Annotated in this window: 18 protein-coding genes and 1 tRNA gene; 12 read left to right on the top strand and 7 right to left on the bottom strand. The window is 56.4% G+C overall.

The window, feature by feature from the left end; genetic code table 11:
• Positions 1-5: 5 nt before the first annotated feature.
• On the bottom strand, positions 6-2,444 hold the full coding sequence (pgaA, locus tag ACOTX4_RS01370) for a poly-beta-1,6 N-acetyl-D-glucosamine export porin PgaA (protein WP_045332878.1): 2,439 nt from the start codon (positions 2,442-2,444) through the stop codon (positions 6-8).
• 668 nt (positions 2,445-3,112) lie between these two features.
• On the opposite strand from pgaA, the gene ACOTX4_RS01375 reads away from it, so the two are divergent.
• On the top strand, positions 3,113-3,640 hold the full coding sequence (locus ACOTX4_RS01375) for a helix-turn-helix transcriptional regulator (RefSeq protein ID WP_003862459.1): 528 nt from the start codon (positions 3,113-3,115) through the stop codon (positions 3,638-3,640).
• Positions 3,641-3,701: 61 nt separating this feature from the next.
• Here ACOTX4_RS01375 and ACOTX4_RS01380 read toward each other — a convergent pair whose 3' ends face one another.
• Positions 3,702-6,779 (bottom strand): autotransporter outer membrane beta-barrel domain-containing protein, encoded by a 3,078-nt coding sequence (locus ACOTX4_RS01380; protein ID WP_421635345.1) that lies wholly within the window; start codon positions 6,777-6,779, stop codon positions 3,702-3,704.
• A 115-nt stretch (positions 6,780-6,894) separates the two neighbouring features.
• Complete coding sequence (locus tag ACOTX4_RS01385) at positions 6,895-7,209, bottom strand: lipoprotein (RefSeq protein WP_003862457.1); 315 nt, start codon at positions 7,207-7,209, stop codon at positions 6,895-6,897.
• Positions 7,210-7,384: 175 nt separating this feature from the next.
• On the opposite strand from ACOTX4_RS01385, the gene ACOTX4_RS01390 reads away from it, so the two are divergent.
• Together ACOTX4_RS01390 and ACOTX4_RS01395 are read left to right on the top strand one after the other, a co-directional pair.
• Entirely contained in the window at positions 7,385-8,017 is a 633-nt protein-coding gene (locus ACOTX4_RS01390) for a response regulator transcription factor (RefSeq protein WP_003862456.1), read from the top strand.
• Positions 8,014-9,798, top strand: a complete 1,785-nt coding sequence (locus ACOTX4_RS01395; protein WP_003862454.1) for a hybrid sensor histidine kinase/response regulator — start codon at positions 8,014-8,016, stop codon at positions 9,796-9,798. The genes ACOTX4_RS01390 and ACOTX4_RS01395 overlap by 4 nt, the downstream gene beginning before the upstream one ends.
• Positions 9,799-9,875: 77 nt before the next feature.
• Here the strand turns inward: ACOTX4_RS01395 and ACOTX4_RS01400 are convergent.
• Positions 9,876-9,951 (bottom strand) — tRNA-Phe (locus tag ACOTX4_RS01400).
• Between the two features lie 95 nt (positions 9,952-10,046).
• Complete coding sequence (locus ACOTX4_RS01405) at positions 10,047-10,760, bottom strand: DUF554 domain-containing protein (protein ID WP_003862452.1); 714 nt, start codon at positions 10,758-10,760, stop codon at positions 10,047-10,049.
• Between the two features lie 181 nt (positions 10,761-10,941).
• Here ACOTX4_RS01405 and ACOTX4_RS01410 point away from each other — a divergent pair, with 181 nt between their 5' ends.
• Positions 10,942-13,077, top strand: a complete 2,136-nt coding sequence (locus ACOTX4_RS01410; RefSeq protein WP_003862450.1) for an ornithine decarboxylase — start codon at positions 10,942-10,944, stop codon at positions 13,075-13,077.
• Positions 13,078-13,176: 99 nt separating this feature from the next.
• Here the strand turns inward: ACOTX4_RS01410 and ACOTX4_RS01415 are convergent, their stop codons facing one another.
• Entirely contained in the window at positions 13,177-13,869 is a 693-nt protein-coding gene (locus ACOTX4_RS01415) for a response regulator (protein ID WP_003862448.1), read from the bottom strand.
• On the bottom strand, positions 13,859-15,496 hold the full coding sequence (locus ACOTX4_RS01420) for an ATP-binding protein (RefSeq protein WP_003862446.1): 1,638 nt from the start codon (positions 15,494-15,496) through the stop codon (positions 13,859-13,861). Before ACOTX4_RS01420 ends, ACOTX4_RS01415 begins: the two co-directional genes overlap by 11 nt.
• 345 nt (positions 15,497-15,841) lie before the next feature.
• Between ACOTX4_RS01420 and ACOTX4_RS01425 the strand changes: the two genes are divergently transcribed.
• Genes ACOTX4_RS01425 through citG form a run of 8 tightly spaced genes read left to right on the top strand, consistent with a single transcriptional unit; the run spans position 15,842 to position 23,153 of the window.
• Positions 15,842-17,203, top strand: a complete 1,362-nt coding sequence (locus tag ACOTX4_RS01425; protein WP_045332874.1) for a 2-hydroxycarboxylate transporter family protein — start codon at positions 15,842-15,844, stop codon at positions 17,201-17,203.
• A gap of 17 nt (positions 17,204-17,220) precedes the next feature.
• Positions 17,221-18,084, top strand: a complete 864-nt coding sequence (locus ACOTX4_RS01430) for a fumarylacetoacetate hydrolase family protein (protein ID WP_023314832.1) — start codon at positions 17,221-17,223, stop codon at positions 18,082-18,084.
• Positions 18,085-18,097: 13 nt separating this feature from the next.
• A complete protein-coding gene (citC, locus tag ACOTX4_RS01435) occupies positions 18,098-19,120 on the top strand; it encodes a [citrate (pro-3S)-lyase] ligase (protein ID WP_045337263.1) in 1,023 nt (340 codons plus the stop codon).
• Positions 19,121-19,136: 16 nt separating this feature from the next.
• Positions 19,137-19,430: a citrate lyase acyl carrier protein gene (gene citD / locus ACOTX4_RS01440; RefSeq protein WP_003862439.1), complete on the top strand. Its 294-nt coding sequence runs from the start codon at positions 19,137-19,139 to the stop codon at positions 19,428-19,430.
• A complete protein-coding gene (gene citE, locus ACOTX4_RS01445) occupies positions 19,427-20,302 on the top strand; it encodes a citrate (pro-3S)-lyase subunit beta (protein ID WP_003862436.1) in 876 nt (291 codons plus the stop codon). Before citD ends, citE begins: the two co-directional genes overlap by 4 nt.
• A gap of 10 nt (positions 20,303-20,312) precedes the next feature.
• A complete protein-coding gene (citF, locus tag ACOTX4_RS01450; protein WP_047654200.1) occupies positions 20,313-21,836 on the top strand; it encodes a citrate lyase subunit alpha in 1,524 nt (507 codons plus the stop codon).
• Positions 21,833-22,372 (top strand): citrate lyase holo-[acyl-carrier protein] synthase, encoded by a 540-nt coding sequence (citX, locus tag ACOTX4_RS01455; RefSeq protein WP_047053917.1) that lies wholly within the window; start codon positions 21,833-21,835, stop codon positions 22,370-22,372. Before citF ends, citX begins: the two co-directional genes overlap by 4 nt.
• Positions 22,350-23,153, top strand: coding sequence for a triphosphoribosyl-dephospho-CoA synthase CitG (citG, locus tag ACOTX4_RS01460; protein WP_032610106.1), 804 nt, complete (start codon positions 22,350-22,352; stop codon positions 23,151-23,153). Before citX ends, citG begins: the two co-directional genes overlap by 23 nt.
• The last annotated feature ends 24 nt before the right edge of the window (positions 23,154-23,177 follow it).

The following is a 23,177-nucleotide window of genomic DNA, read 5'->3' on the forward strand; positions in this document are numbered from 1 at the left end:
CATCCTTAAAAGCGTAAAGTCGCATCTAACGTGACGGAGAGATTGCTCTCGCGTTTGCCGTCGTAAGGGCGCTTATCCCAGTTCAGCATCACGCCAGTATCGACAACGTTGTTCCACTGGATGCGTTGCCCGTAACCCAGCAGGGTAACGGCGCCAGGTGACTGATTTTTCTGCCAGTAGCTGCCCCCGCCTGCCACGAACTGCTGGCTCCAGAGGGTGTCGTTGTGGCGGTACATCTCATGGTCAACGGACAGGGCAGCCGCCACGGACAGATCCCGTGCCGGGTTGTAATAGAGCGTATTCCGCAGGCTGTTTTTACTGGCGGCGATCCCCGGTTCGAGCTCCAGCGTCAGGGTCGGGGTCTGCCAGAGACGCTCTTTCCCAGAGAGGGTGTATTCCTGACGGCGGTTGTGGTCTGAGAAGCGGCTGATTGCGGCGTTGAACTGGTATTCACGTCGCTCGTTTTGATACCAGCGCACCCCACCTTCACCCCGGTTGGCGCTAATCCCATTGCGTAATGCCCGTAAGGGTGTGGCGCGTGACAAGCGCTCGAGGTTACCACTGACCTGCCAGTTATCACTCAGGCTGTAAGTTGTTGAGAGCCGTGCGCCCGGCCTGTTTTTGCTGTGATAGCGGTTGCCGGAGAGCTCGGCTTCGAGCGTGAGGTCACGGGGGCGCCACTCAACGCCGCCCAACAGGTGGCGGCTGATGCCTTTACCTTCGTCGAAATTCCCCTGGGCATAGCGGGTGCCGGCAAACAGCCGCCAGTTATCCGCCACGGGCGGGCCATAGAGCGTGGCGTCCCAGTTCATGTCGTGGCTACCGCTGACGGGGTTATCTGAGTGCAATCCTTTACCCGCCTTCAGACGCAGCTCAGACATATGGTGGACCATTCTGAGTCTGTCCAGGCGACGGGCGCTGCGATCGGCGGGGGCGCGAGCAATTACGTTATCAGCCAGTGAATCCATCTGGCGCCACTCCTGAAGGTCCATTGCGACGTAAGCCTGCTGTTTTTCAAGCTCCAGATTCGTGGGTTCGAGCGTCTCTGCTCGTTTAAGCTTTTGCTCGGCCGCACGCGGCAGGCCTCTGGCCTGAAGCAGGGCGGCATAATCAATCTGTAATCCCTGATTTCCCGGCGCCGTTGACGCCAGACGATACGACAGCTTTTCGGCCTCCGGCAGGGCGTTGGTTGCCAGCAAATAGTTAAATTTGAGTGACTGCCCGGTAAGCCACCGATCGTTTGGCTGGGCGGTGGGGGACCCGAAATCGTAGCGGGTCCAGGGAACGCTGCGGGTCTCGCGCTCAACGTAGCGGCGGGCGGCCTGATATTGCCCCGTATCCAGCCAGGCGTAGAAAAGCGCATGCTCCTCATCCTGCGGATCGGAGGCGTAGTGTGGATAGCGTTGCACAAGCGAGAAGGCGGCAACGGTGTTTTTCTCCTGCAAATATGCAGAGATCACCCAGCCGATGGCCCAGTCCGGCACCGGATGCTGTGCGGCCGTCAGCGACTCATATTCGCTAATGACCTGCTGGTAATTACCCTGCGCATACAGGGCGCCAAGCCGATCGATACGGGCAAGGATGACGTCTTCAGCCGCCTGCGGGTCGTTTTGCCAGCGGGAAAGCAGGGCGTGATAGCGATCTAATGCGTTTTGTGCCAGCCGCAGGCGCTCTTTCTCCGTTCTGCCAGGCACATCCGCCAGGCGTACCCGTTCAGCCGCGGCGTTACGCTCAAGGCGGCGGCGCTCCGCAGGAGAGAGCGCCGCGTTTTGTGACAGCCAGAGTGCGGGCGTGCTTACCCGGTTATCCGTTAGCGCATCGATCGTCTCGCGAAGAAGGGCCTCATTCCCTGGCGCGGCGCTCAGCGCGCGCATGTCAGCCAGCAGCCGATCCCTGTTTTTTCCCTGGCGCATCCAGACATAGGAGAGCGTCTCAAGGTGCGCGGGAGAAGGATTGTCTTTAACCAGCTGCCGGGCTTCCGAAAGCGCGAGGCGATCTTTGCGGGCATCGGCCAGAGTCTTCACATAGCCGATGCGGTAATCGTCGTTATCCGGCGCAAGGCTGAGCGCCTCTTTCCACAGCGATAAGGCGGATGGCCAGGCTTTTTGGTTTCTTCTGGACTGGGCGACGGCAGCGATGGCGCGAGCGGGAAGCGGCATATAAATACCATAACGCTGCCAGACCCGGATAACTTCGTCATCGCGTCCTGCCCAGGAGGCTACCTGTAACCAGTCCGCAACCTGTCCGGGTGTTAAAGCATGTTGTTGCTCATAGCGCTGTAGGTAATCAAGAAACAGAGCGTAATTACCGTTACGTGCCTGTTGTATCTGATGCTCATAAACGGATTCATCAGCCTGAACCAGAACAGGAAAGAGTAAAAGCAGGAACAATAATATTGTGGTGCGATAAAAGAATAACGTAGTGAAGCTAAGCGATCTTTCCATATCTATTTGCCATTTGTTTATTGTGAATCCATTGCATAACACGGCCGCCTTTTAACTCTGCGTTAAAGGGCATAAAGGAGAACATTAAATCTGAATGATGCTACGTTATGGGGTACTTACTTAAAGGTAATTATGAGCCCTCATCTCAGTGGTCTGATTGGGCTTAATGTACACCCGATGTGTTGGGGGATAAATAAGTTGAAAAGCGGCTGGAAGGTTTTGAGATAATTCTGGGAGAAGTAAGTTTTTTAGATAATTTAGTGCAGGGTTGAAGTTTTTAATTAATTGATATTAAATGATTTTTCTTTCTCTGCTTCCTGTTTTGTTATATTCAAAATGAAGTTCTTCTGAGTTAATTAAAGTACTTTCTGGTGCATGTTTGGGAAGTTTCATGACAAAAATTCTTAATGTTCAGAGAAGTGACTTTTCTGAAATTCTTTTTTATTTATAATTAACGCCAGGCATTGAGTGATAGTCTGCAAAAAGTCTAGCTCACCAATGTCATATTGAGGGATGATCAAAGCCAGAAAACATTTGCCGTTAATGTAAAACGCTATAAACGAAAGCGTTCTTGTTTCTTAAGAGGCGGGCTTGCTTTAATCTAAAAGGGATGGTTAGTGGCGACTTCAATAGTGTTAGTGACTCAGGATTGTTTCCTTGTCAGGGGGATGCGGCTATTTTTCCCGGATATAATTTGCCTCAGTTCGATAGACAGAAACATATTTGATACCGACGCAAATGAATATACTGTACTGATTGATAGCCGTACGCCGCTCCGTTTATATGATTACCTGATACGCCATCCGGCCAGAACGAGAAAAACGATCTGCTGCGTTATGCTGGATATGCGTCCTCGAGAGGAGGATCTTCTCAGTATGAAGCTGTTTATGAACACGTCGCTTACGGCTCCGGATATGGCGTCGTTATTCAATCTGGTGCTCGATATGAAAGGCAGGCGTCTGACAACCAAATGGCTGCTTAACTTACGGCTGAGTCGACACGAAGCGATAATGATCCGGTTGCTGAAGGCAGGGAGGTCAATGGAAGAGATTGCAGATAAGCTGAATATGTCGGTTAAAAGTCTCTATCGCAAGCGAACGGTGCTGTCAGAGCGGTTAGGTGCAGGGAACTTCAACGAGGCGTGTTTGTTTATCTTTAAAAACAAACTGCTGGACGCGGTTGGGAACGATCCCTAGCCTCGTCAGAAGCCAAAAGCAGAAACCCGCCACGAGGGCGGGTTCTTTTAATGGAAATAATTCAGAACGACCAGCGCAGATTGGCGTTAACCGAGTTGACGCGGGTATCCGCACCATATTGTCCCTGGTAACCCACATCCAGCGTCGCAGCACGCGACAGCTGTACGCTCACGCCGATATCACCGACCATCACATCCTCATCCACGGCCTGTCCCTGAGTAATGAACGCGTCGCTGCCCGCAAACGCCATGCGCGAAGAGGTATTCTTATCGCCATAGGCGTGCTGCCAGCCCAATGAACCGTAGAGGTTAACGTGCTTCGGCAGCTCGGTCACACCGCGCAACCCGAGTGTCGTGTAGAAGGTGTTCATCGTTTCGTTACGGACGCTCAGCGCAGCGGCACCGCCGTCTTCCCTGAAGCTGTCGGTATGTAGCCGGATGTACGATAAATTGACGAACGGCTCAATATTCCTGTCTGGCTGGCCGAAACGGTAGCCCGCTTCGGTGAACGCCAGCAGGGAGTTGGCGTCGTAATCTGACTTCAGCCGATCCGAGAAACCGCTGAAATCAACATTGCGCTCGCCTTCGATCTTGTGCCAGGTATAACCCAGCGCGCCGCGAAGGGAGAACGCATCATGTTGACCCGCCGCATACAGGCCAAGGTGATAGTTGTCGGTATCCGTTGAGGATCGACGGCTGTCGACGTCGTAATCACCCCGGCTGTAGCCGAAGTAGCCGCCGACCCGCACGTTATGGTCCGCCAGCTTGCGATCTGCCCCCAGCAGGAAGCCGGTGGTGTTGCCGTCCAGCTTGCCCACGTTACCGTCGCCGCTGTTTCGGCTCCAGGAGCTGAAGGTCTGGCCCCAGACGCCATTGTTTTGCGGCTCCGGCTGCTGCACCAGCGACATGGCTAACGGTGGTATCGGCAGGCTGTCGTTATCAAACGCGCGCTGCATGCGCTGGTTTAACACGTTAAACACCTGCGTGCTGCCAGCGATCAGGTTGGATTGCATTGACGGATAAACTTCACCAGAAAGCTGGTTGAACGCCTCGCGCGCTTCCGGTGCGCTCAGCAGAAGCAGCGAGTTATACAGCGCCAGAGACGGGCCGCTTTGCGTCAGCGTGGAGAGCGCGCCAGCGGTATTCCACTGGTTGCTGCTTTGGGCCACGGTCTGGAAAATGCCCGGCTTGCCGCTGCCCGGGTTTTCACCTCCGGGGTTTTCACCACCAGGATTCTCACCGCCAGGATTTTCGCCTCCGGGGTTTTCTCCACCAGGATTCTCACCGCCAGGGTTTTCGCCTCCGGGGTTTTCACCACCAGGATTCTCACCGCCAGGGTTTTCGCCTCCGGGATTTTCTCCTCCAGGATTCTCGCCACCGGTCTCTTTCTGCGCGATGGTCAGATCGACGGCGTTGGTGCTTTGCTTAAGCGCTACGTCGAGGAAGGCGGATTTGGAGATCGCGCCGGCGAACTCACCGTCAATTCCCCCGTCGGAGGTCAAAATGCGGTATCTTTGGCCCGTTTTATAGCTGGTTTGCGGATCCAGCGCGGTGACCTGTACCTTAGCCTGATTGCTGATGGTGGTTTTGCCCGATACCAGTAGCTGGTCGCTGCGGCCATCTCCTGCGATATCGACGTCATAGAAGGATTCGCCGATAAAGTTCAGATAGCGTTTCAGCGTCAACGTACCGATAGTGCCGTCGCCGGGCGAGATATGTCCGCCGGACAGGATCTCGGTCTGGCCCAGCGTCCCGTTGCCGCCCAGCGTGCCGCCGGACTTGATTGACGCGGCGCTGCTGTAACCCACCCCGTTGCTGACGTCTGAACCCGCCGTCGCATTGAGGATCAGCGTGCCGCCGTTCTCCGCGCTAAGCGTCTGGACGTCAAAAATATCGTCTTCTGGTTGGGTATTAATATTGCTGGCAATAATGACTTTACCGCCCCGCGCGGTGACGTTCGCCTTGAGTGCGGAAAGATCGCCGTTCAGCGTCGTCTGCCCGGAGGTGTTGATCACATCACCTTCACCGCTCATCGTGTTGCTGAAGATGTAATTTCCGTCGGTATGGTTGAAGTAGACATAGCTGCCGAACAGTCCGCCACGCAGGCTTATTGCCGTCTTCGCATCGAGGGTACCTGCGCCGCCCGCCGTGCCAAGCGTTGGCTCAGTTAAACCCGTGCCGGTGTCCATATTGCCGCGGCTGCCGATGATGAGCGCACCCCGGTTCGAGCCGGAACCCGATGTCCCCACGATCAGCGCATTGCTGCCAGCGGAAAATGAACCGCCGTCAATCACAGACAGCACGCCATTGCCGTAATCGCCCACGCTCACGCTGCTGCCGCTGGTAAAGCGTGAGTCCTCGCCCGCAATAACCAGCTCGGCGGTTTTCCCTGCCCCGGAGACGCCTGCCACCTGCACGCCGCCAACGTTAACCGTTCCGCCGTTCAGCACGTCCAGGTCGCCATAAAGCGTCAACGTACGGCCAACGTTCCACTGTGAGCCGCTCCCTGTGACGGTGGCTTTCGGGCTCAGCGTGTCGGTTTCACCCGGTCCGGTACCGTTGCCGATGCGTGCATCGTAAGCGGTATTGAGCGCAGCGCCGTCTTCAATCGCAAGCGTGGAGCGTGCGCCCAGATCGGTGCCTACGCTGAGAAAATTACTGGTCACACGAGAGCCAGCACCCGTGGCGATAAGGTGGCTGTCGTAGCCGCGGGTGGTGCCGACAACAATCTCCTTTGCACTCGCCAGCGCGCCCTCTTCGACTCGCAGGGTGCCGAGGCCAAGATTCAGGTCGCCGCGCAGGACGTACCGATCGTTCACCGCGTTAAGCTCAGCGTCTGGCCCACGGACCGTGACCACGCTTTCATAAATTTTGCCGTCGAACAGCCGACCGATATTGATGTTATAGGCGGTGATTTTGCCATTATCGATCAACAGATTTCCGCGTTGATTACGTCCAACATAAACATCACCGGTGTAACCCAGCGTTTCGGTAATACGCGAGTCGCCATCAAAAAAGGCATCGGCTGCACGCGCGATATCGGCAGGTAAAAACAGTAACAGCGGCGCGGAAAATAGAGCGAGGTAAAGTCTGGAAAGCGGTGTCTTAACCGCTAAAGAATGCGATGTAGAGTTATTCACGGGCTATCTCCGTACTCATTAGCATGATGTCAGGAACATCGTTTTTTATGAAAACTCAGATACGCCAGATAATGTAAAAGGCGTTATTTATGTACGCCTTTTGATGCGGCGTTAATTATTTATGTGTGACAACAGGTGTACAGGTTGGCGCGCTGAGTGTCGGTGCGGATCCTAAAATCCCCGGCATCATCATTGATGAGCAATCGAAAATACGCCCTTTTTCCGTCGTGGCGCGATAAGAGAGTTTTTGTCCTCCCAGTGCGTCCGGCTGGGCACCATTAACGTTGGTCACAGTTATTTCATCCGATGAGCCCAATCCCAGCATTTTAGCGGTCTCCGCCTGGAGGAGTGGAATAGCCTGATCGGTTTTCAACGTGGAACAACCGGCTAACATCAACGTAACGGTTAAAACGATTAGTGGTTTTTTCATAAATTATCCTTGATATCCAACCAGTTAATTTCACTGATTGTATTTATGTTTTCTTTTACCCAAATCAGCGAATAATATATTTCTCTTTCCTAATCGAAAAAACCCTCCTAAAGTAGGGTGGGTAGATAATAATTCATCTGTACTCTAAGATATGCGAAGGTAAAAGGAGGCTCCTTTGGGACAGAATTATGCGTTAGTCGTTGATGACCATCCATTGGTAGCAAGCGGCATCGCCAATTTTCTGATTACACATTGCCAGTTTAAACAGGCGTGTGTGGTGACGAATGAGGATGATTGCTACCGACAAATTAGAGATCATGGCCCGCCACGTTTGCTGGTAATCGATTTTTGGCTCTCTTCCGGAACGGCCCTGAAATTACTCAAAGAAGTAAAACAACTTTACCCACAGGTACGACTCCTGGTGGTCAGCGGGGATGACAATAATGATATCTGGCGCAAAGTTAATGCCGCCGGGGGACACGGTTTTGTATTGAAAAGCGAGCCACCTGAGATGTTCTCGCGGGCCGTTTTCGCACTCACTGATAATCAGACCTGGTTTCCTGAGGGAAACGAAATTTCCGTTAAGGCCAATAATGAGAAGTTAAGTAAATTTAACTTAACGCCGCGACAAATAGACGTGTTAAATATGATTATGCGCGGCCTGCCAAATAAACGAATCGCCGCACAGCTTTCAATTTCTGAGCCCACGGTTAAAGAACACATCAGCAATATATTGAAAAAGATAGGCGTTAACAGCCGGGTTGAAGCCATCACGCTTCTGCATGGCAAGCAGGAACCGTCGGAATGAGGTTTTTCCAGAGCTTACAAAATGATGGTATCTCTGCTCCGGCGCAGATCCGTTTGCTAAACAACACCTTTCTTCGGCTGGTATTTAGCTTTAGTGCTGTGCCCTTTGTGGGTATTCCTTTCGCCATCTGGATTTATATGCTTGGGGACGACCTCGGCCCAACGATTATCTGGATAATTATTTATCTGCTATGTGCCGTGGCGATACGACTATTGCACCGATGCTATCAGCGTGAAGCGAAAGAAAACGGTGAGAGGGACGTCCTGCGACGCTGGCTTCCGCGTATTAATAATATTGCCTTTATTCACGGGCTGGGAATTTCTTCACTCTATTTAATTACGCCACAGACGCAGAATTTTGACTTTTTCCTGTTACTTAATATCAGCATCGCCGCCATCGTCGCCGCCAATGCGACACATCTGACGCCTGTCATTAGTACCTTCACGCGTTTTTTCTTCGCCTCCTGGGGGGTGCTGAACCTCGGTATTATCTGGCGGCTGGATGAGTTGATGTTCATCGTGCTCATGCTGAATCTGCTTTACGGCTTCGCAATTTACCGCCATGCGTTAACTTCCCATGCGTTCTTTATTCAGCAAGCGCTGCTGGAGGAAAAAAGCTCACGGCTGGCGGAACAGTTTCGTCAGGCCAAAGAGGACGCGGAGCAGGCACTGCTGGATAAAAATCAGTTTCTGACCACCGCCAGCCACGATTTGCGCCAGCCTGTGCATGCTATGGGCTTTCTGATCGAAGCCATCCTCCATCGAAACCGGGACGGCAGCCTGACGCCACAGCTTCTTGACCTTCAGCAGAGCGTTCGCTCGGTACATTTAATGCTCAACTCTCTGCTCGATCTCAGCAAAATAGAATCCGGGAATGTCCTCTCTGCCCCGACCAAAGTGGATATCGGTGCTCTGCTCGACTCGGTCATCACGCTGTTTCGTGAAGAGGCCAACAGCCGCGCGCTTAGGCTGTGCATCCGGCGGCCTAAACGCCATATCTACGTGATGGGCGATCCGCTACTGGTGCGACAGTCCCTGATCAACCTGATTCAAAACGCCCTTCGCTACACGCTCCAGGGCGGGGTGCTGGTCGCCATCCGACCGCGCGGTGACGAGTGTATGGTGGAGGTGTGGGACACGGGAGTCGGTATCGCCGATGAAGAGAAGGGCAAAATCTTCTCACCTTACTACCGCCCCGAGCTGGCATGGAAGATCGACAGCGCCGGACACGGGCTGGGACTGGCCGTCGTTGCCCGTTGTGCCAAGCTGATGAAGGTGAAATACGGGATGCAATCCATTGAAGGGAAAGGCTCACGCTTCTGGATGCGCTTTACCCAATATGCTGGCGAAGATAGCGTGCTGGATACCCCGCCCGCCGCTGATAACACCGCCACGCCGGTACGCTATGCGCCGCTGCACGGTTCCTGCCTGGTCGTCGATGACGACCCGCTGGTGACGTCTGCCTGGGAGAGCCTGATGAGCGTCTGGGGAATCGACGTACGCTGTGCGGCCTCCGCTGAAGAAGCGTTTGCCATAATCGACGACGGCTTTACGCCGTTCGCCGTGCTGTGCGACCAGCGCCTGCGATCCGGCGAAAGCGGCTTCGATATCCTGAAAGCGCTTTTTGAACGTCTGCCGGATATGAGCGGCGCGATAGTTAGCGGCGAATTTAATTCACCGGTTCTGCTGGAGGCGGAGCAGGAGGGGTACCTGGTACTCCGCAAGCCTCTGGAGCCAGCTAAACTGCATGCGCTGCTGACGCAGTGGTTGGGGTGTCGTTAAGGGAATGCAGAAGTAATGATTCTGGCGGGCTCAGAATGCAAAAACGGACCTCCGTGGAGGTCCGTTAATATGAAATTTGGTGCCCGGACTCGGAATCGAACCAAGGACACGGGGATTTTCAATCCCCTGCTCTACCGACTGAGCTATCCGGGCAACGGGGCGCATTAAACCCGATCCTCCCTCCGGCGTCAACGAAATTTGTTGCTTTCGGTGCAGACTGCACACTCTCTCACCATTTCGTCGCAAACTTAAGCGAAAAAGTGCGTCCAGAGCGCGGATAGCGGCATCGCGAGCAGGAGGGCAGGGAGCATGTTCACCACTGCAAACATCTTAATGCCACAGATTCGCAGCCCTGTCGCCAGCAGCAACAGGCCGCCGACGGCGGTAAAGTCTGCCATCATCGCTGGTGTTGTCAGCGGCAGGATCAGCGTGGCGCAGGTGGCCAGCGCCAGTTGAATAAGCAACATCGGCACGCAAATCGCGGCGACGGCGATGCCGAGGGTGGTGGCAAAGATGGTGGCAGTAAAGAAATCCAGAAACGCTTTCGCAATCAATATGCTGGGATCGCCGGTCATCCCTTCCTGCATCGAACCGAATATCCCCGTGCCGCTGGCGCAGAACAGAATAATGATCGCAACGTAGTTTTGAATAAACGACTCGTGCGTGCCGTGCTTCGCCTTGCCCGGTCGGGCAATCAGATTTTTGGCTTTGCCTACCGCGTGATTGATGCCCTTTTCCAGATAGCAAAATTCGCCGATCAGCGCGCCGAGCAGCGTCGCCAGTACCATCACCGGCAGGTTGGCGCATTTCACCACTAAAAGGATACCAATCCCTAACGACGCCAGGCCAAAAATGGAGGGCATGGAGACGCGAATACGCTCCGGCAACCGCTGGCTTAATACTGCCCCAAGTACACCGCCCAGCAATACGGCTCCCGCATTGATAAAGGGTCCAATTACCACGTTTAACTCCTGTTATTTAAGCACTGGCATTGCATCATTATGGCACGTTCGTCCCTGATTACGCTTAGCTTTGGGAGGCGTAACGCATACTGATTCCTTCTTGCACCTGAAAATAAAAGGTGACATGATTGCGCGAATTTTCTCCTTCCTGTCTCACCGCTCGGTGAGGGTATTTGCGCCTATGAAAACCATGAAAATTGCCGTCAGCCGCGAGCTGGTATCCAAAGTTTCTACGCATCGCGAAAAGGTTATGCTGGATAACACTGATTTCACCGATGTGGCGGCAGTCGTCATTACGGTTGTTGAAAGCTACAGCGGCATTCTCGCGTTGCTGAAGCGTACGGGCTTTCAGCTACCGGTATTTATGTTCTCAACAGAGCCAGGAGAGGTGCCAGAGGGTGTCACGGCGATCATCTCGGGTAAAGCACAGGAATTGCTGGAACTGGAATCTGCCGCCTGCCGGTATGAAGAGAACCTGCTGCCACCCTTTTTTGACACCCTGAGCCAGTATGTGGCGATGGGAAACAGCACCTTTGCCTGTCCGGGTCACCAGCACGGCGCCTTTTTCAAAAAACACCCGGCGGGGCGGCAGTTTTACGACTTCTTCGGTGAAAACGTGTTTCGTGCCGATATGTGCAATGCCGACGTGAAGCTCGGTGATTTGCTGATCCACGAAGGTTCTGCCAAGCACGCGCAAAAGTTCGCGGCGAAAGTGTTCAACGCGGATAAAACCTACTTCGTGCTGAACGGCACGTCGGCGGCCAATAAAGTGGTGACCAATGCGCTGCTGACTCGTGGCGATCTGGTGCTGTTCGATCGTAACAACCACAAGTCCAACCATCATGGGGCGCTGATCCAGGCCGGGGCAACGCCTGTCTATCTTGAGGCAGCCCGTAATCCGTTTGGTTTTATCGGCGGGATTGATGAGCACTGCTTTGATGAGGCCTGGCTGCGGGAACTGATCCGTGACGTCGCGCCGCAGAAAGCCGCCGAGGCGCGCCCGTTCCGTCTGGCGATCATTCAGCTCGGCACCTACGATGGCACGATCTACAACGCCCGTCAGGTGATCGACAAGATCGGGCACCTTTGCGACTACATCCTCTTTGACTCCGCCTGGGTCGGCTACGAGCAATTTATCCCGATGATGGCGGAAACGTCTCCGCTTCTGCTGGAACTGAACGAGAACGATCCGGGAATTTTCGTGACCCAGTCGGTCCACAAGCAGCAGGCCGGGTTCTCACAAACGTCGCAGATCCATAAAAAGGATAACCATATTCGCGGTCAGTCGCGCTTCTGCCCGCACAAGCGGCTGAACAACGCGTTCATGCTGCATGCCTCCACCAGCCCGTTTTACCCGCTGTTTGCGGCGCTGGACGTGAACGCCAAGATCCACGAGGGCGAAAGCGGACGCAGGCTGTGGGCGGAGTGTGTCGAGTTGGGCATTGAAGCGCGCAAGGCCATCATCGCTAACTGCCATATGATCAAACCGTTTATCCCACCGGTGGTGGCGGGGCGGCCATGGCAGGATCACCCCACGCAGGCCATCGCCAGCGAACGTCGCTTCTTTAGTTTTGAACCGGGTGCAAAATGGCACGGTTTTGAAGGCTATGCCCGCGAGCAGTATTTCGTCGATCCGTGCAAGCTGCTGCTGACCACGCCGGGCATTGATGCTGAAACAGGGCACTATACCGATTTCGGCATTCCGGCGACCATTCTCGCCCACTACCTGCGCGAGAACGGCATTGTGCCGGAGAAGTGCGATCTCAACTCCATCCTGTTCCTGCTGACGCCAGCCGAGAGCGCGGAGAAGCTGATGCAGCTGGTGGCGATGCTGGGGCAGTTTGAACAGCATATTGAAGACGACACACCGCTCGCGGATGTGCTTCCGACCATCTATCAGAAATACCCGGTGCGTTACCGCGACTATACGATCCGTCAGCTATGCCAGGAGATGCACGATCTCTACGTCAGCTTTAACGTGAAGGATTTACAGAAGGCGATGTTCCGTCAGGAGAGCCTGCCTGCCGTGGTGATGAACCCCCAGGATGCCAACCAGGAGTACATTCGCGGGAACGTCGAACTGGTGCGTATTCGTGACGCCGAAGGACGCATTGCCGCCGAAGGTGCGCTGCCATACCCGCCGGGCGTGCTGTGCGTGGTGCCGGGGGAAGTCTGGGGTGGAGCAGTACAGCGCTACTTCCTGGCACTGGAAGAGGGCATTAATATGCTGCCGGGTTTCTCCCCAGAGTTGCAGGGCGTTTACAGCGAGAAGGATGCGGACGGGATTAAGCGGCTGTATGGGTACGTATTAAAGTAGGGACCCTCACCCTAACCCTCCCCCCAAAGGGGAGAGGGGATTGCACGGAGCCGTCTTTTCACCCTCGCCCCTTTGGGGAGAGGGCCGGGGTGAGGGGAGTTAAGTCGCACTACGCCTGTACATCCTTCTCGGATGTCCAATCTTACCGTACAGCATCTCCACCGTCAGAAAACCCACCTCCACGCAGTGTTCCAGATAGCGCCGGGTGGTGGTTTTACTCAGGCCCGTCTCGCTCACCACCTCATCCACCGTAAAACAGTGCGCCGCCTTGTTGTTAAACAGCATTTGCACCCGCGCCAGCGTGTTCTCCTCTATCCCTTTGCTGCCGTTGTCCAGACGATAGTTTTTCGCCTGTAACTGATAGAGTGAATCCACGTTCTGCTGGTCGACAATCTTCCAGACGCGCTGCTGTTCGGCAAACTGCACAAAACGCTCCAGCGACTGGCTGAGCCGCTTCCAGGAGACCGGCTTAAGGATATAGTCGAACGCGCCGTTACGAATGGCCTGGCTACAGGTGTCCATATCGCTGGCGGCGGTGATGAAAATCACCGAGCAGTTGGCGCGGGTGAGCATCGGGTTGCTGATAAGGGTGATGCCTTTGCCGTCCGGCAGGTAGTTATCCAGCAGCATCAGCTTCGGCTGTTTGCTCTCCAGTTGTACCTGCGCGTCGGCCAGCGACGCGGCAATCCCCACCAGCCTCAGACGCGGATGTTTACCGATAAGCTCCGCGTGCAGTTGCGCCAGTTCGTTCTCGTCTTCAACAATCAGTACGTCGATAAGTTCATGTTGCATAGTCGGTATCTTCCAGTTCCTGTACGGGGTGCCGGGCCGTTCCCGTGGCGGGAATAAACAGTGAGAAAATGGCACCGCGTGGGGTGTTATCGGCAACTTCAATTGCACCGCCAGCCTGTGTGACATAGCTTTCAATCAGATACAGGCCAATACCATGATCGCCGCGCGTTTTGGTGGTGATGCCGCGCTCAAAGATCCGGTCGCGGATCTCCGGTGTGATGCCGACGCCCTGGTCGGCGACTTCAATAATCAGTTCCTGCTCGTTCAGCTTTATCAGCACGTCCACCGGGGCATGCGGGAGCGGTGCACGCTGGGTCGCTTCAATGGCGTTATCCAGCAAGTTCCCGATGATCGAGATAAGTTCCGATTCGAGCAGCGGCAGGAACGGTTTATCCACCCGGCAGGCCGGATCGAAACTCAGCTCAACGCCTTTTTCACGCGCGCGGGCGGCCTTTCCAAGCAGCAAACCACACAGCGTCGGAGAGCTAAAGCGGGACGAGATAAAGTCCAGCAGCTCCTGAGCGTGTTCCGACTGCGCCTGTATGTAGCGAATTGCCTCGTCATAACGGCCCATATGCAGCAGGCCGGACAGCGTAGTCATGCGGTTCAGCTGTTCATGGCGCATGATGCGCAGGTTATCAACGTAGCGCTTCACCTGGCTGAGCTGGGCGCTGAGCGAGTCGATCTCGTTGCGATCGCGAAAGGTGATCACCCAGCCCTGCAATGCATCTTCCAGCATTATCCGCACCCTGCTGGCAATGACCGTGAGATCGTTAAAGCGACAGATCTCATCGTGGGTGTCTTTCGCAAGCATGGTTTGCGCGTTGAAGAACGGGACGGGCGCGATCACCTGGCTGATGAGTTGACCCCGCAGTTCGCGGGCGGGCTGGCGTAAGCCTAATAATTTACGCGCCGCCTGGTTGATCACCTCAATGCGGAGATCGTCATCGATGGCAATCACCCCTTCATAAATGGATTCCATCATCGCCTTTTGCTGGCGCACCAGCAGGCCGATTTCGCGCGGCTCCAGAGAGAATATCTGCTTCTTGATGCTGCGGGTGAAGAACCAGGAGAAAATAAACAGGGCGATAAGCAGCAGCACGGCGGCAATCAGGATATTAACCACCTTGCTGACGGTGATGGTGTCCAGATAGCTTGTGAGATAGCCTACCGAAACAATCCCCACCACCTGCCCGGCATCATTAAAAATGGGCGCTTTGCTGCGCAGTGAAATGCCTAACCCGCCCTTGCGGATGGTGATGGTACTTTTGCCGTGTAATACCTCGTCGTTATCTCCGCCAACCAGCGTTTTGCCTACCCGGTCGGCAAACACGGAGTGGAAAAGATGCAGCCCCTTATTGTCACCAATCACAATAAAACTGGCGTCGCTGCGGGCGGCTATTTTCTGCATAAAGTCATGGATGCCCTGGATATCCTTTTGTTCGACTTCTTTTCGCAGGGTTGGAATAAGCGCAATTTCTTCAGCCTGTATTTTTGCGCGCGCGCTCATTTCCTGATAAAGCTGCCTGCCGACATCGACATAATAATATCCGCCCAGTAATGCGAACAGCACTGAGAAAAAGGCGACCAGCGAAATAAACAGCTTGATCTGAAACGATACTTTCATAACTATCACGCGAGATATCAACAGGTCGGCTGAATATATCATCTTTTAAGGCCAGGATGCCCGCTTTGCCGAAAACTTGTGATCCCTTGCACAGCGCAGCCTGTAAAAGATTTTTCCGAAAGTCTCATCCTCTTAAGGTTAAATGAATAAATGTTATTTCTTTGTTCAGTTAAGAAAAGAAACCATAAAAACCACGGCAATAAATAAGGCATAAATCACATTAAATAAAAGAAACCATTAAAACCATAGTGTCCATTAAAACTTCGCTTTTAATATGCCATCCCTCACATAAAGTAAGCCTTTGTGACTCTAAGCTGAACGCACAAAATAACTAAGGGGCTTATTATGAGCACAACTGACGATTCATTCTCTGTTACCCACGACCCGATTGATATTCAGCGGCCATCGCTCAAAGAGCGCTGGTGGCATATTATGGATACCTGGAAAATCGGCATTATACCTCTGCCGCTGTTCGTTCTGGCGGGCGCGCTGATTGCGATTGATTGCCTGGGCGGAAAACTACCGAGCGACATTGTGGTCATGGTGGCCACGCTGGCCTTCTTCGGCTTTGCCTGCGGTGAGTTCGGCAAACGCCTGCCGATTGTCGGCAAGCTCGGCGCGGCGGCAATTTGCGCCACCTTTATCCCTTCCGCGCTGGTCTATTACGGCCTGCTGCCGGATGTAGTAGTGGAATCCACCACTAAGTTCTATAAATCCACCAACATTCTTTATCTCTATATTTGCTGCATTATCGTCGGCAGCATCATGAGTATGAACCGCACCGTGCTGATCCAGGGCTTCCTGCGCATCTTCTTCCCGATGCTGTGCGGTGAAATCGTCGGCATGATTGTCGGCATGGGTGTTGGGCTGGCGCTGGGCCTCGAGCCGTTCCAGATCTTCTTCTTTATCATTCTGCCGATCATGGCGGGCGGCGTCGGGGAAGGGGCAATCCCGCTTTCCATCGGCTATGCCACCCTGTTGCATATGGATCAGGGCGTGGCGCTCGGCCGCGTACTGCCGATGGTGATGCTCGGCGGCCTGACGGCGATCATTATCTCCGGTTGCCTCAACCAGCTCGGGAAACGCTACCCGCACCTGACCGGTGAAGGCCAGCTGATGCCGAATCGCGCCAATGCCGATGCCACCGTCTCTCAGCCTGCGTTCTCCGGCAAAGCGGACGTGACGACCATCGCCTCCGGCGCGCTGCTGGCGGTGCTGCTGTACATGCTGGGCATGCTCGGTCACAAGCTGATTGGTCTGCCAGCGCCGGTGGGCATGCTGTTTATGGCGGTGCTGGTGAAGCTCTGCAACGGTGCCTCTCCGAGTCTGCTGGAGGGCTCTCAGGTGGTGTACAAATTCTTCCAGACCTCTGTGACCTACCCGATTCTCTTTGCCGTTGGCGTAGCCATCACCCCATGGCATGAACTGGTGGCCGCCTTCACGCTGACCAACCTGCTGGTGATTATCAGCACCGTCTCCGCGCTGGTGGCAACCGGGTTCTTCGTCGGCAAAAAGATTGGCATGCACCCGATTGATGTCGCCATCGTCTCCTGCTGCCAGAGCGGCCAGGGCGGTACTGGTGACGTGGCGATCCTGACCGCAGGCAACCGCATGAGCCTGATGCCGTTCGCCCAGATTGCTACCCGTATCGGCGGGGCGATTAACGTCTCCATCTCTCTGCTGATTCTGGGCAACTTCCTCGTTTAAGTTTTCAGGAAAGAACAATGAAACTCGCAAGCTTTTTATACCAGGGAAAACGCAGCTACGGCATCGTTCAGGCCGACGGCGTGATTGATTTAGGCCGCCGCCTCGGCGACCGCTATGGCGACCTTAAAGCGCTGTTGCAGGGGAACGGGCTGGCGCAGGCCACCCGATTCCTGAACGACGCGGTGGACGTGCCGCTGAACGCCATCACCTTCTTACCGGTGATTGTCCAGCCGGAAAAAATCCTCTGCGTGGGCATGAACTATGCCGACAAGCGCAAGGAGTTTGACCAGCACAACCCGGCCCCGACGCTGTTTGTCCGCTTCCCGGACTCACAGACCGGCCACAACGAGCCGGTGCTGAAGCCGCGCCACTCCAGCGAATTCGACTACGAAGGCGAGCTGGCGGTGATCATCGGCAAAGGCGGGGAGAACATCAGCCGCGACGACGCCCTTCGCCACGTGGCGGGCTACAGCTGCTACATGGACGGCTCCGCCCGCGACTGGCAGCACACCTGGTTCACCGCCGGGAAAAACTGGCGGCAGACCGGGGCGTTCGGCCCGTGGATGGCGACGGCGGATGAGATCCCCGATCCGCACCAACTGGCAATCCGCACCTGGCTGAACGGCCGCATGGTGCAGGAAGACAACACCAGCAGCATGATCCACAAGGTGGCGGAGCTGATCGAGTACATCAGCACCTTCACCCGCTTAAGTCCTGGCGATGTGATCATCACCGGATCCCCAGGTGGGGTGGGTAAAAAGCGTAACCCGCCGCTGTTTATGAAAGAGGGGGATCGCATTGAGGTGGAGATCGAGCATATCGGTCATCTCAGCAACGTGATCGTGGAAGCGCCAGCCGTCGGGCTTGCGGCAGCACATTAAGTAAGGCGGCAGCATGCAATCGCAACCCATCGATTTTCGCCACACGCTGGTGGCGAAACACCCGGAACGCTTAAGCCAGATCCGCTACCTGCTGGCAGACAGCGGCCTTGGCCTGGACAACGACATCACGCTGTTTGTCGAAGCCTGGTCCGGCGCGCAGCTGGTGGGTTGCGCCGGGCTGGCTGCCAACGTCATCAAATGCGTGGCGGTCAACGAGCAGCTTCGTGGGGAAAACCTCAGCGCGCGTCTGCTGGCAGAGGTGGAAAATGCGGCGCTGGAGCGCGGCCATTTTCACCTCTTCCTCTGCACCCGTCCGTGCAATAAGGAGCGCTTTGGCCGCAGCGGTTTCTGGCCGATTGCCCAGAGCGGGAACAACGCGGTGCTAATGGAGAACACCCCGCAGGGGATCGCGCGCTACTGCCGTACCTTAAGCCGGATGCGAAGGGGCGGGGAAAAAATTGGTGCCATTGTGATGAACGCCAACCCATTCACCCTCGGCCACCGTCATCTGGTGGAGCAGGCGGCGGCGCAGTGCGATGCCCTGCATCTGTTTGTGGTGCGTGAAGACGCCTCGTTCTTCCCGTTCAGCGCGCGCCTTGAGATGGTGCGCGCGGGCGTGGCGCATCTGCCGAACGTGGTGGTGCATGAAGGCTCGCAGTACATCATCTCCCGCGCCACGTTTCCGGCCTACTTCCTGAAGGAGACCGGCAAAGTGCAGCAGGCGTGGAGCGAGATCGACGTGCTGATCTTCCGGGACTTCATCGCCCCGGCGCTGGGCATCACGCACCGCTTCATCGGCTCGGAGCCGTTCTGCGATATCACCCGCCAGTACAACCAGACGCTGCACGACCTGCTGGCCTCGCATATCGAGGTGGTTGAAATGCCGCGCATCAAGGCCACCGGTAACGCCATATCGGCGTCCGAAGTGCGCCGCTTACTGAAGACACAGCAGTTTTCCCGGATCCGGGAGATTGTCCCGGACTCCACCTTCGCGCACCTCGAAACGCATTACCGTGCGAGTGCCGAAGTCGCTTAACTACCAGGAATTTATCATGAAAATTGTAAGGGAGGCGCTGGCCGGAACGCAGGAGTCCAGCGACCTGATGGTGAAAATCGCCCCCGCTCACGGTGAGCTGGAGATCGTCATCCACAGCGAAGTGATTAAGCAGTTTGGCGAGCAGATTCGCCAGGTGGTCAACGACACATTGCGCGCCATGAACGTGCACCAGGGATTAATCATTATTGAAGACAAAGGGGCGCTGGACTGTGTTATTCGTGCCCGCCTGCAAAGCGCGCTGATGCGTGCCGCCGATGAACAGGCCATCAACTGGGAGGCGCTGAAATGAGCAAACTCCGCCGCAGTATGCTGTTCCTGCCAGGCGCCAATGCCGCCATGCTCTCTACCGCCTTTATCTACCGTCCCGACTCCATCATGTTTGACCTTGAGGACGCCGTGGCCCTGCGCGAGAAAGACACCGCACGCATGCTGGTGTTCCACGCGTTGCAGCACCCGATGTATCAGGATATCGAAACCGTGGTGCGCATTAACCCGCTGAGCACGCCGTTTGGCCTGCTGGATCTGGAAGCCGCCGTGCGCGCGGGCGTGGACGTGATACGCCTGCCGAAAACCGACACCCCGGACGATATTTACGAGCTGGAAGGCCACCTCGAGCGTATCGAGCAGGCGTGCGGCCGCGAGGTGGGTTCCACCCGCGTGATGGCGGCGATTGAATCGGCCATTGGCGTCATCAACGCCGTGGCGATTGCCCGCAGCTCTCCGCGCCTCATCGGCATTGCGCTGGCCGCCTTTGACTACGTGATGGACATGCAGACCGAGCGCGGCGACGGCACCGAGCTGTTCTACGCCCGCTGCGCCGTGCTGCACGCCGCCCGCGCGGCAGGCATCGACGCCTTCGACGTGGTGTGGTCAGACGTTAACGATGAAGCCGGGTTCCTGCGCGAAGTCGATCTGATCCGCAAGATGGGCTTTAACGGCAAATCGCTGATTAACCCGCGCCAGATAGACCTGCTGCACAACGCCTACGCCCCGACACGGGAAGAAGTGGAACACGCGAAACGGGTGATTGAGGCGGCAGAAGAGGGCGAGCGTAACGGCCTGGGCGTGGTGTCGCTCAACGGCAAAATGGTGGATGCACCGATTATTAACCACGCGCAGGTGGTGCTGGAGCGCGCGGCGGCCTCCGGCGTGCGTCGGTAAGGATGACATAATGAATCAGACAGAACTTCTCCATATGAATTTCCCCCATCTGCGGGATCTGAAACCCTTTGATACCGCCCACAGCGCGACGCCGTGGCTGGCGGACAGCGAGGCGAAGCACAGCCGCAAGCTCTGCGCCTCTATTGAAGAGGCGGTTAAGCGCTGCGGCTTGCAGGACGGGATGACCATCTCCTTCCACCACGCCTTTCGCGAAGGCGACCGGGTGATCAACACCGTCGTGGCGCTGCTGGCGCGGATGGGCCTCAAAAATCTGACCCTGGCTTCCAGCTCGCTGATGACCTGCAACGACGCGCTGATCGAGCATATCGAAAGCGGCGTCATCACCCGGATTTACACCTCCGGCATGCGCGGCAGGCTGGCGGATGCCATCTCTCACGGGCTGATGGACGAGCCGGTACAAATTCACTCCCACGGCGGGCGCGTGAAGCTACTCCAGGACGGCGAACTGAACATCGACGTGGCGTTTCTCGGCGTGCCGTGCAGCGATGAGTTTGGCAACGCCAACGGCACGCACGGCAAATCGTGCTGCGGCTCGCTGGGCTACGCGATGGTGGACGCGCAGTTTGCCCGTAAGGTGGTGCTGCTGACCGAAGCGCTGGTGCCGTTCCCCAATATGCCCGCCAGCCTGGTGCAGGATCAGGTGGACTACATCGTGCAGGTGGAGAGCGTGGGCGACCCGGCGAAAATCAGCGTCGGCGCAGCGCGCGTCACCAGCAACCCGCGCGAGCTGATGATCGCCCGCTATGCGGCGGACGTGATTGAACACTCCGGCTACTTCAAACCGGGCTTCTCGATGCAGACCGGCTCCGGCGCGGCGGCCACGGCCTGCACTCGCTTTATGGAAGAGAAGATGGAGCGCAGCGGCGTGAAGGCGCGCTTTGCGCTCGGCGGCATCACCGGCAGCCTGGTGGATCTGCACGAGAAGGGGCTCATCGAAAAGCTGCTCGACACCCAGTGCTTTGACGGCCAGGCAGCGGCCTCGCTGGCGCGCAACCCGAACCACGTGGAGATCTCCACCAACGTCTACGCCAACCCCGGCAGCAAGGCGGCAAGCTGCGACCAGCTCGACGTGGTGATCCTCAGCGCCCTGGAAATCGACGTCGACTTTAACGTCAATGTCATCACCGGCTCCGATGGCGTGATGCGTGGCGCATCCGGCGGACACTGCGACGTGGCGGCGGCAGCCAACCTGACCATTGTGGTCGCGCCGCTGCTGCGAAGCCGCATCCCGACCGTCGTGAAGCGCGTTACCACTCGCCTCACGCCGGGGGAGAGCATTGACGTGCTGGTCACCGACCACGGTATTGCGGTCAACCCGGCGCGCCCGGAGATCCGCGAACGACTCATGGAAGCAGGGATGAAGGTTGTAGATATCAACGCGCTGTATGAGCGAGCGATTTCGTTGACAGGCGTACCGAAACCGATTGAGTTCACCGACAAAATCGTCGGGGTGATCCGCTACCGCGACGGCAGCGTGATCGACACTGTGCGACAGGTGAAGGAGGAAGTATGACTTTTGCGACACCCGTGCGGGCGGGTGTCAGCCTGGAGGAACTGCTGGCGGCGAAAGAGCGCCGCGCAGCCCGCCAGGCTGACTGGCTTACGCACTATCAACAACCGGTGATCTCCCTCACGCTGGTCACGCCCGGGGAAATCAAAGACAGCCTGCGCTACCGCAACACCATGGGGGTGGCGTTACAGATGTGCGACCAGCTGCTGTGGGAAAACCGCTGGCAGGTGCTGGACCGCCTGGTGCTCTGGCTACCCACCGGACCTGAAGCATTGTGGTGCGTCGCGCATCCGGCGGCGGAAATCAAAGCGCACTGTGCAGAACTGGAGCAGACGCACCCGCTCGGCAGACTGTGGGATCTGGACGTGATCTGCCCTGAAAACGGCCTCGTGGGCCGTCAGTCGCTGGGTTCACACCTCAGACGCTGTCTGATTTGCGACGAGCCCGCCCACGCGTGTTCCCGTTCGCGCCACCATCCCGTTGAGCAGGTGGTTTCCCGCGTGGAGAAGATGATCGATGACTGGTTTGCTCGCGACTAAACCGCGCCCGGTTGACGTGCCTGCGCTTGCCGAAGCGGCGCTGTGGCAGGAGCTGGAGCTGACGCCCAAGCCGGGGCTGGTGGACAGGCTCAATAACGGCTCGCATCGGGATATGGACCATGCCTTGTTTGTCCGCAGCATTATGGCGATTACGCCGTGGTTTGCCCGGTTTGCGGAACTGGGTGAAGCACATGCGGCCAAACCTGCCGATCGGCAGTTGCGGATTCTCCGCCCAATGGGAATGGCCTGCGAGCAGGCAATGTACGCCGCCACGGGCGGGGTAAATACCCACAAGGGCGGTATTTTTGCTCTTGGTTTGCTCTGCTTCGCCGCCGGTCGTGTGAAAAATATCTCTGCGGATAGCCTCTGTTGTGAGGTAAGTAACATCTGTCGCGGGCTGGTGGCGCGGGAGCTGGCCGGGCGCAGCGGGCAGGCAACGGCGGGGGAGCGGCAGTTTCAGCATTACGGCTTAACCGGGGCGCGAGGCGAGGCGGAGAGCGGCTTTGCGACGGTGCGTAAGGCGCTGGGGCAGTGGAACGGACAGTTGCTTCACGACCTGCTGTTGCGCCTGATGGCGGTCAATCAGGACAGTAATCTCGTGTCACGCGGCGGCATTCAGGGGCTGCGCTATGTTCAGGGCTACGCGCGGGAACTGCTGGCTAACGGCTGGGATCGCGAGGCGTTGCTTAAGATGGATAAGGCACTGATTGAACGAAACCTGAGTCCGGGCGGCAGCGCGGATTTGCTGTCGGTGGGGTGGGTGCTGTCTGCTATAAAATAGCCGGGTGGCGGCTACGCCTTACCC

The organism is Enterobacter cloacae complex sp. IR5459 (assembly GCF_049238005.1).
Lineage (GTDB): Bacteria > Pseudomonadota > Gammaproteobacteria > Enterobacterales > Enterobacteriaceae > Enterobacter > Enterobacter hormaechei_C.

What these genes read in the sequence shown, in the direction of transcription:
- pgaA (WP_045332878.1), bottom strand. Translation starts at nt 2,444, where the DNA reads ATGGAAAGATCGCTTAGCTTCACTACGTTATTCTTTTATCGCACCACA.
- ACOTX4_RS01375 (WP_003862459.1), top strand. Translation starts at nt 3,113, where the DNA reads ATGCGGCTATTTTTCCCGGATATAATTTGCCTCAGTTCGATAGACAGA.
- ACOTX4_RS01385 (WP_003862457.1), bottom strand. Translation starts at nt 7,209, where the DNA reads ATGAAAAAACCACTAATCGTTTTAACCGTTACGTTGATGTTAGCCGGT.
- ACOTX4_RS01395 (WP_003862454.1), top strand. Translation starts at nt 8,014, where the DNA reads ATGAGGTTTTTCCAGAGCTTACAAAATGATGGTATCTCTGCTCCGGCG.
- ACOTX4_RS01410 (WP_003862450.1), top strand. Translation starts at nt 10,942, where the DNA reads ATGAAAACCATGAAAATTGCCGTCAGCCGCGAGCTGGTATCCAAAGTT.
- ACOTX4_RS01415 (WP_003862448.1), bottom strand. Translation starts at nt 13,869, where the DNA reads ATGCAACATGAACTTATCGACGTACTGATTGTTGAAGACGAGAACGAA.
- ACOTX4_RS01420 (WP_003862446.1), bottom strand. Translation starts at nt 15,496, where the DNA reads ATGAAAGTATCGTTTCAGATCAAGCTGTTTATTTCGCTGGTCGCCTTT.
- ACOTX4_RS01425 (WP_045332874.1), top strand. Translation starts at nt 15,842, where the DNA reads ATGAGCACAACTGACGATTCATTCTCTGTTACCCACGACCCGATTGAT.
- ACOTX4_RS01430 (WP_023314832.1), top strand. Translation starts at nt 17,221, where the DNA reads ATGAAACTCGCAAGCTTTTTATACCAGGGAAAACGCAGCTACGGCATC.
- citC (WP_045337263.1), top strand. Translation starts at nt 18,098, where the DNA reads ATGCAATCGCAACCCATCGATTTTCGCCACACGCTGGTGGCGAAACAC.
- citD (WP_003862439.1), top strand. Translation starts at nt 19,137, where the DNA reads ATGAAAATTGTAAGGGAGGCGCTGGCCGGAACGCAGGAGTCCAGCGAC.
- citE (WP_003862436.1), top strand. Translation starts at nt 19,427, where the DNA reads ATGAGCAAACTCCGCCGCAGTATGCTGTTCCTGCCAGGCGCCAATGCC.
- citF (WP_047654200.1), top strand. Translation starts at nt 20,313, where the DNA reads ATGAATCAGACAGAACTTCTCCATATGAATTTCCCCCATCTGCGGGAT.
- citX (WP_047053917.1), top strand. Translation starts at nt 21,833, where the DNA reads ATGACTTTTGCGACACCCGTGCGGGCGGGTGTCAGCCTGGAGGAACTG.
- citG (WP_032610106.1), top strand. Translation starts at nt 22,350, where the DNA reads ATGACTGGTTTGCTCGCGACTAAACCGCGCCCGGTTGACGTGCCTGCG.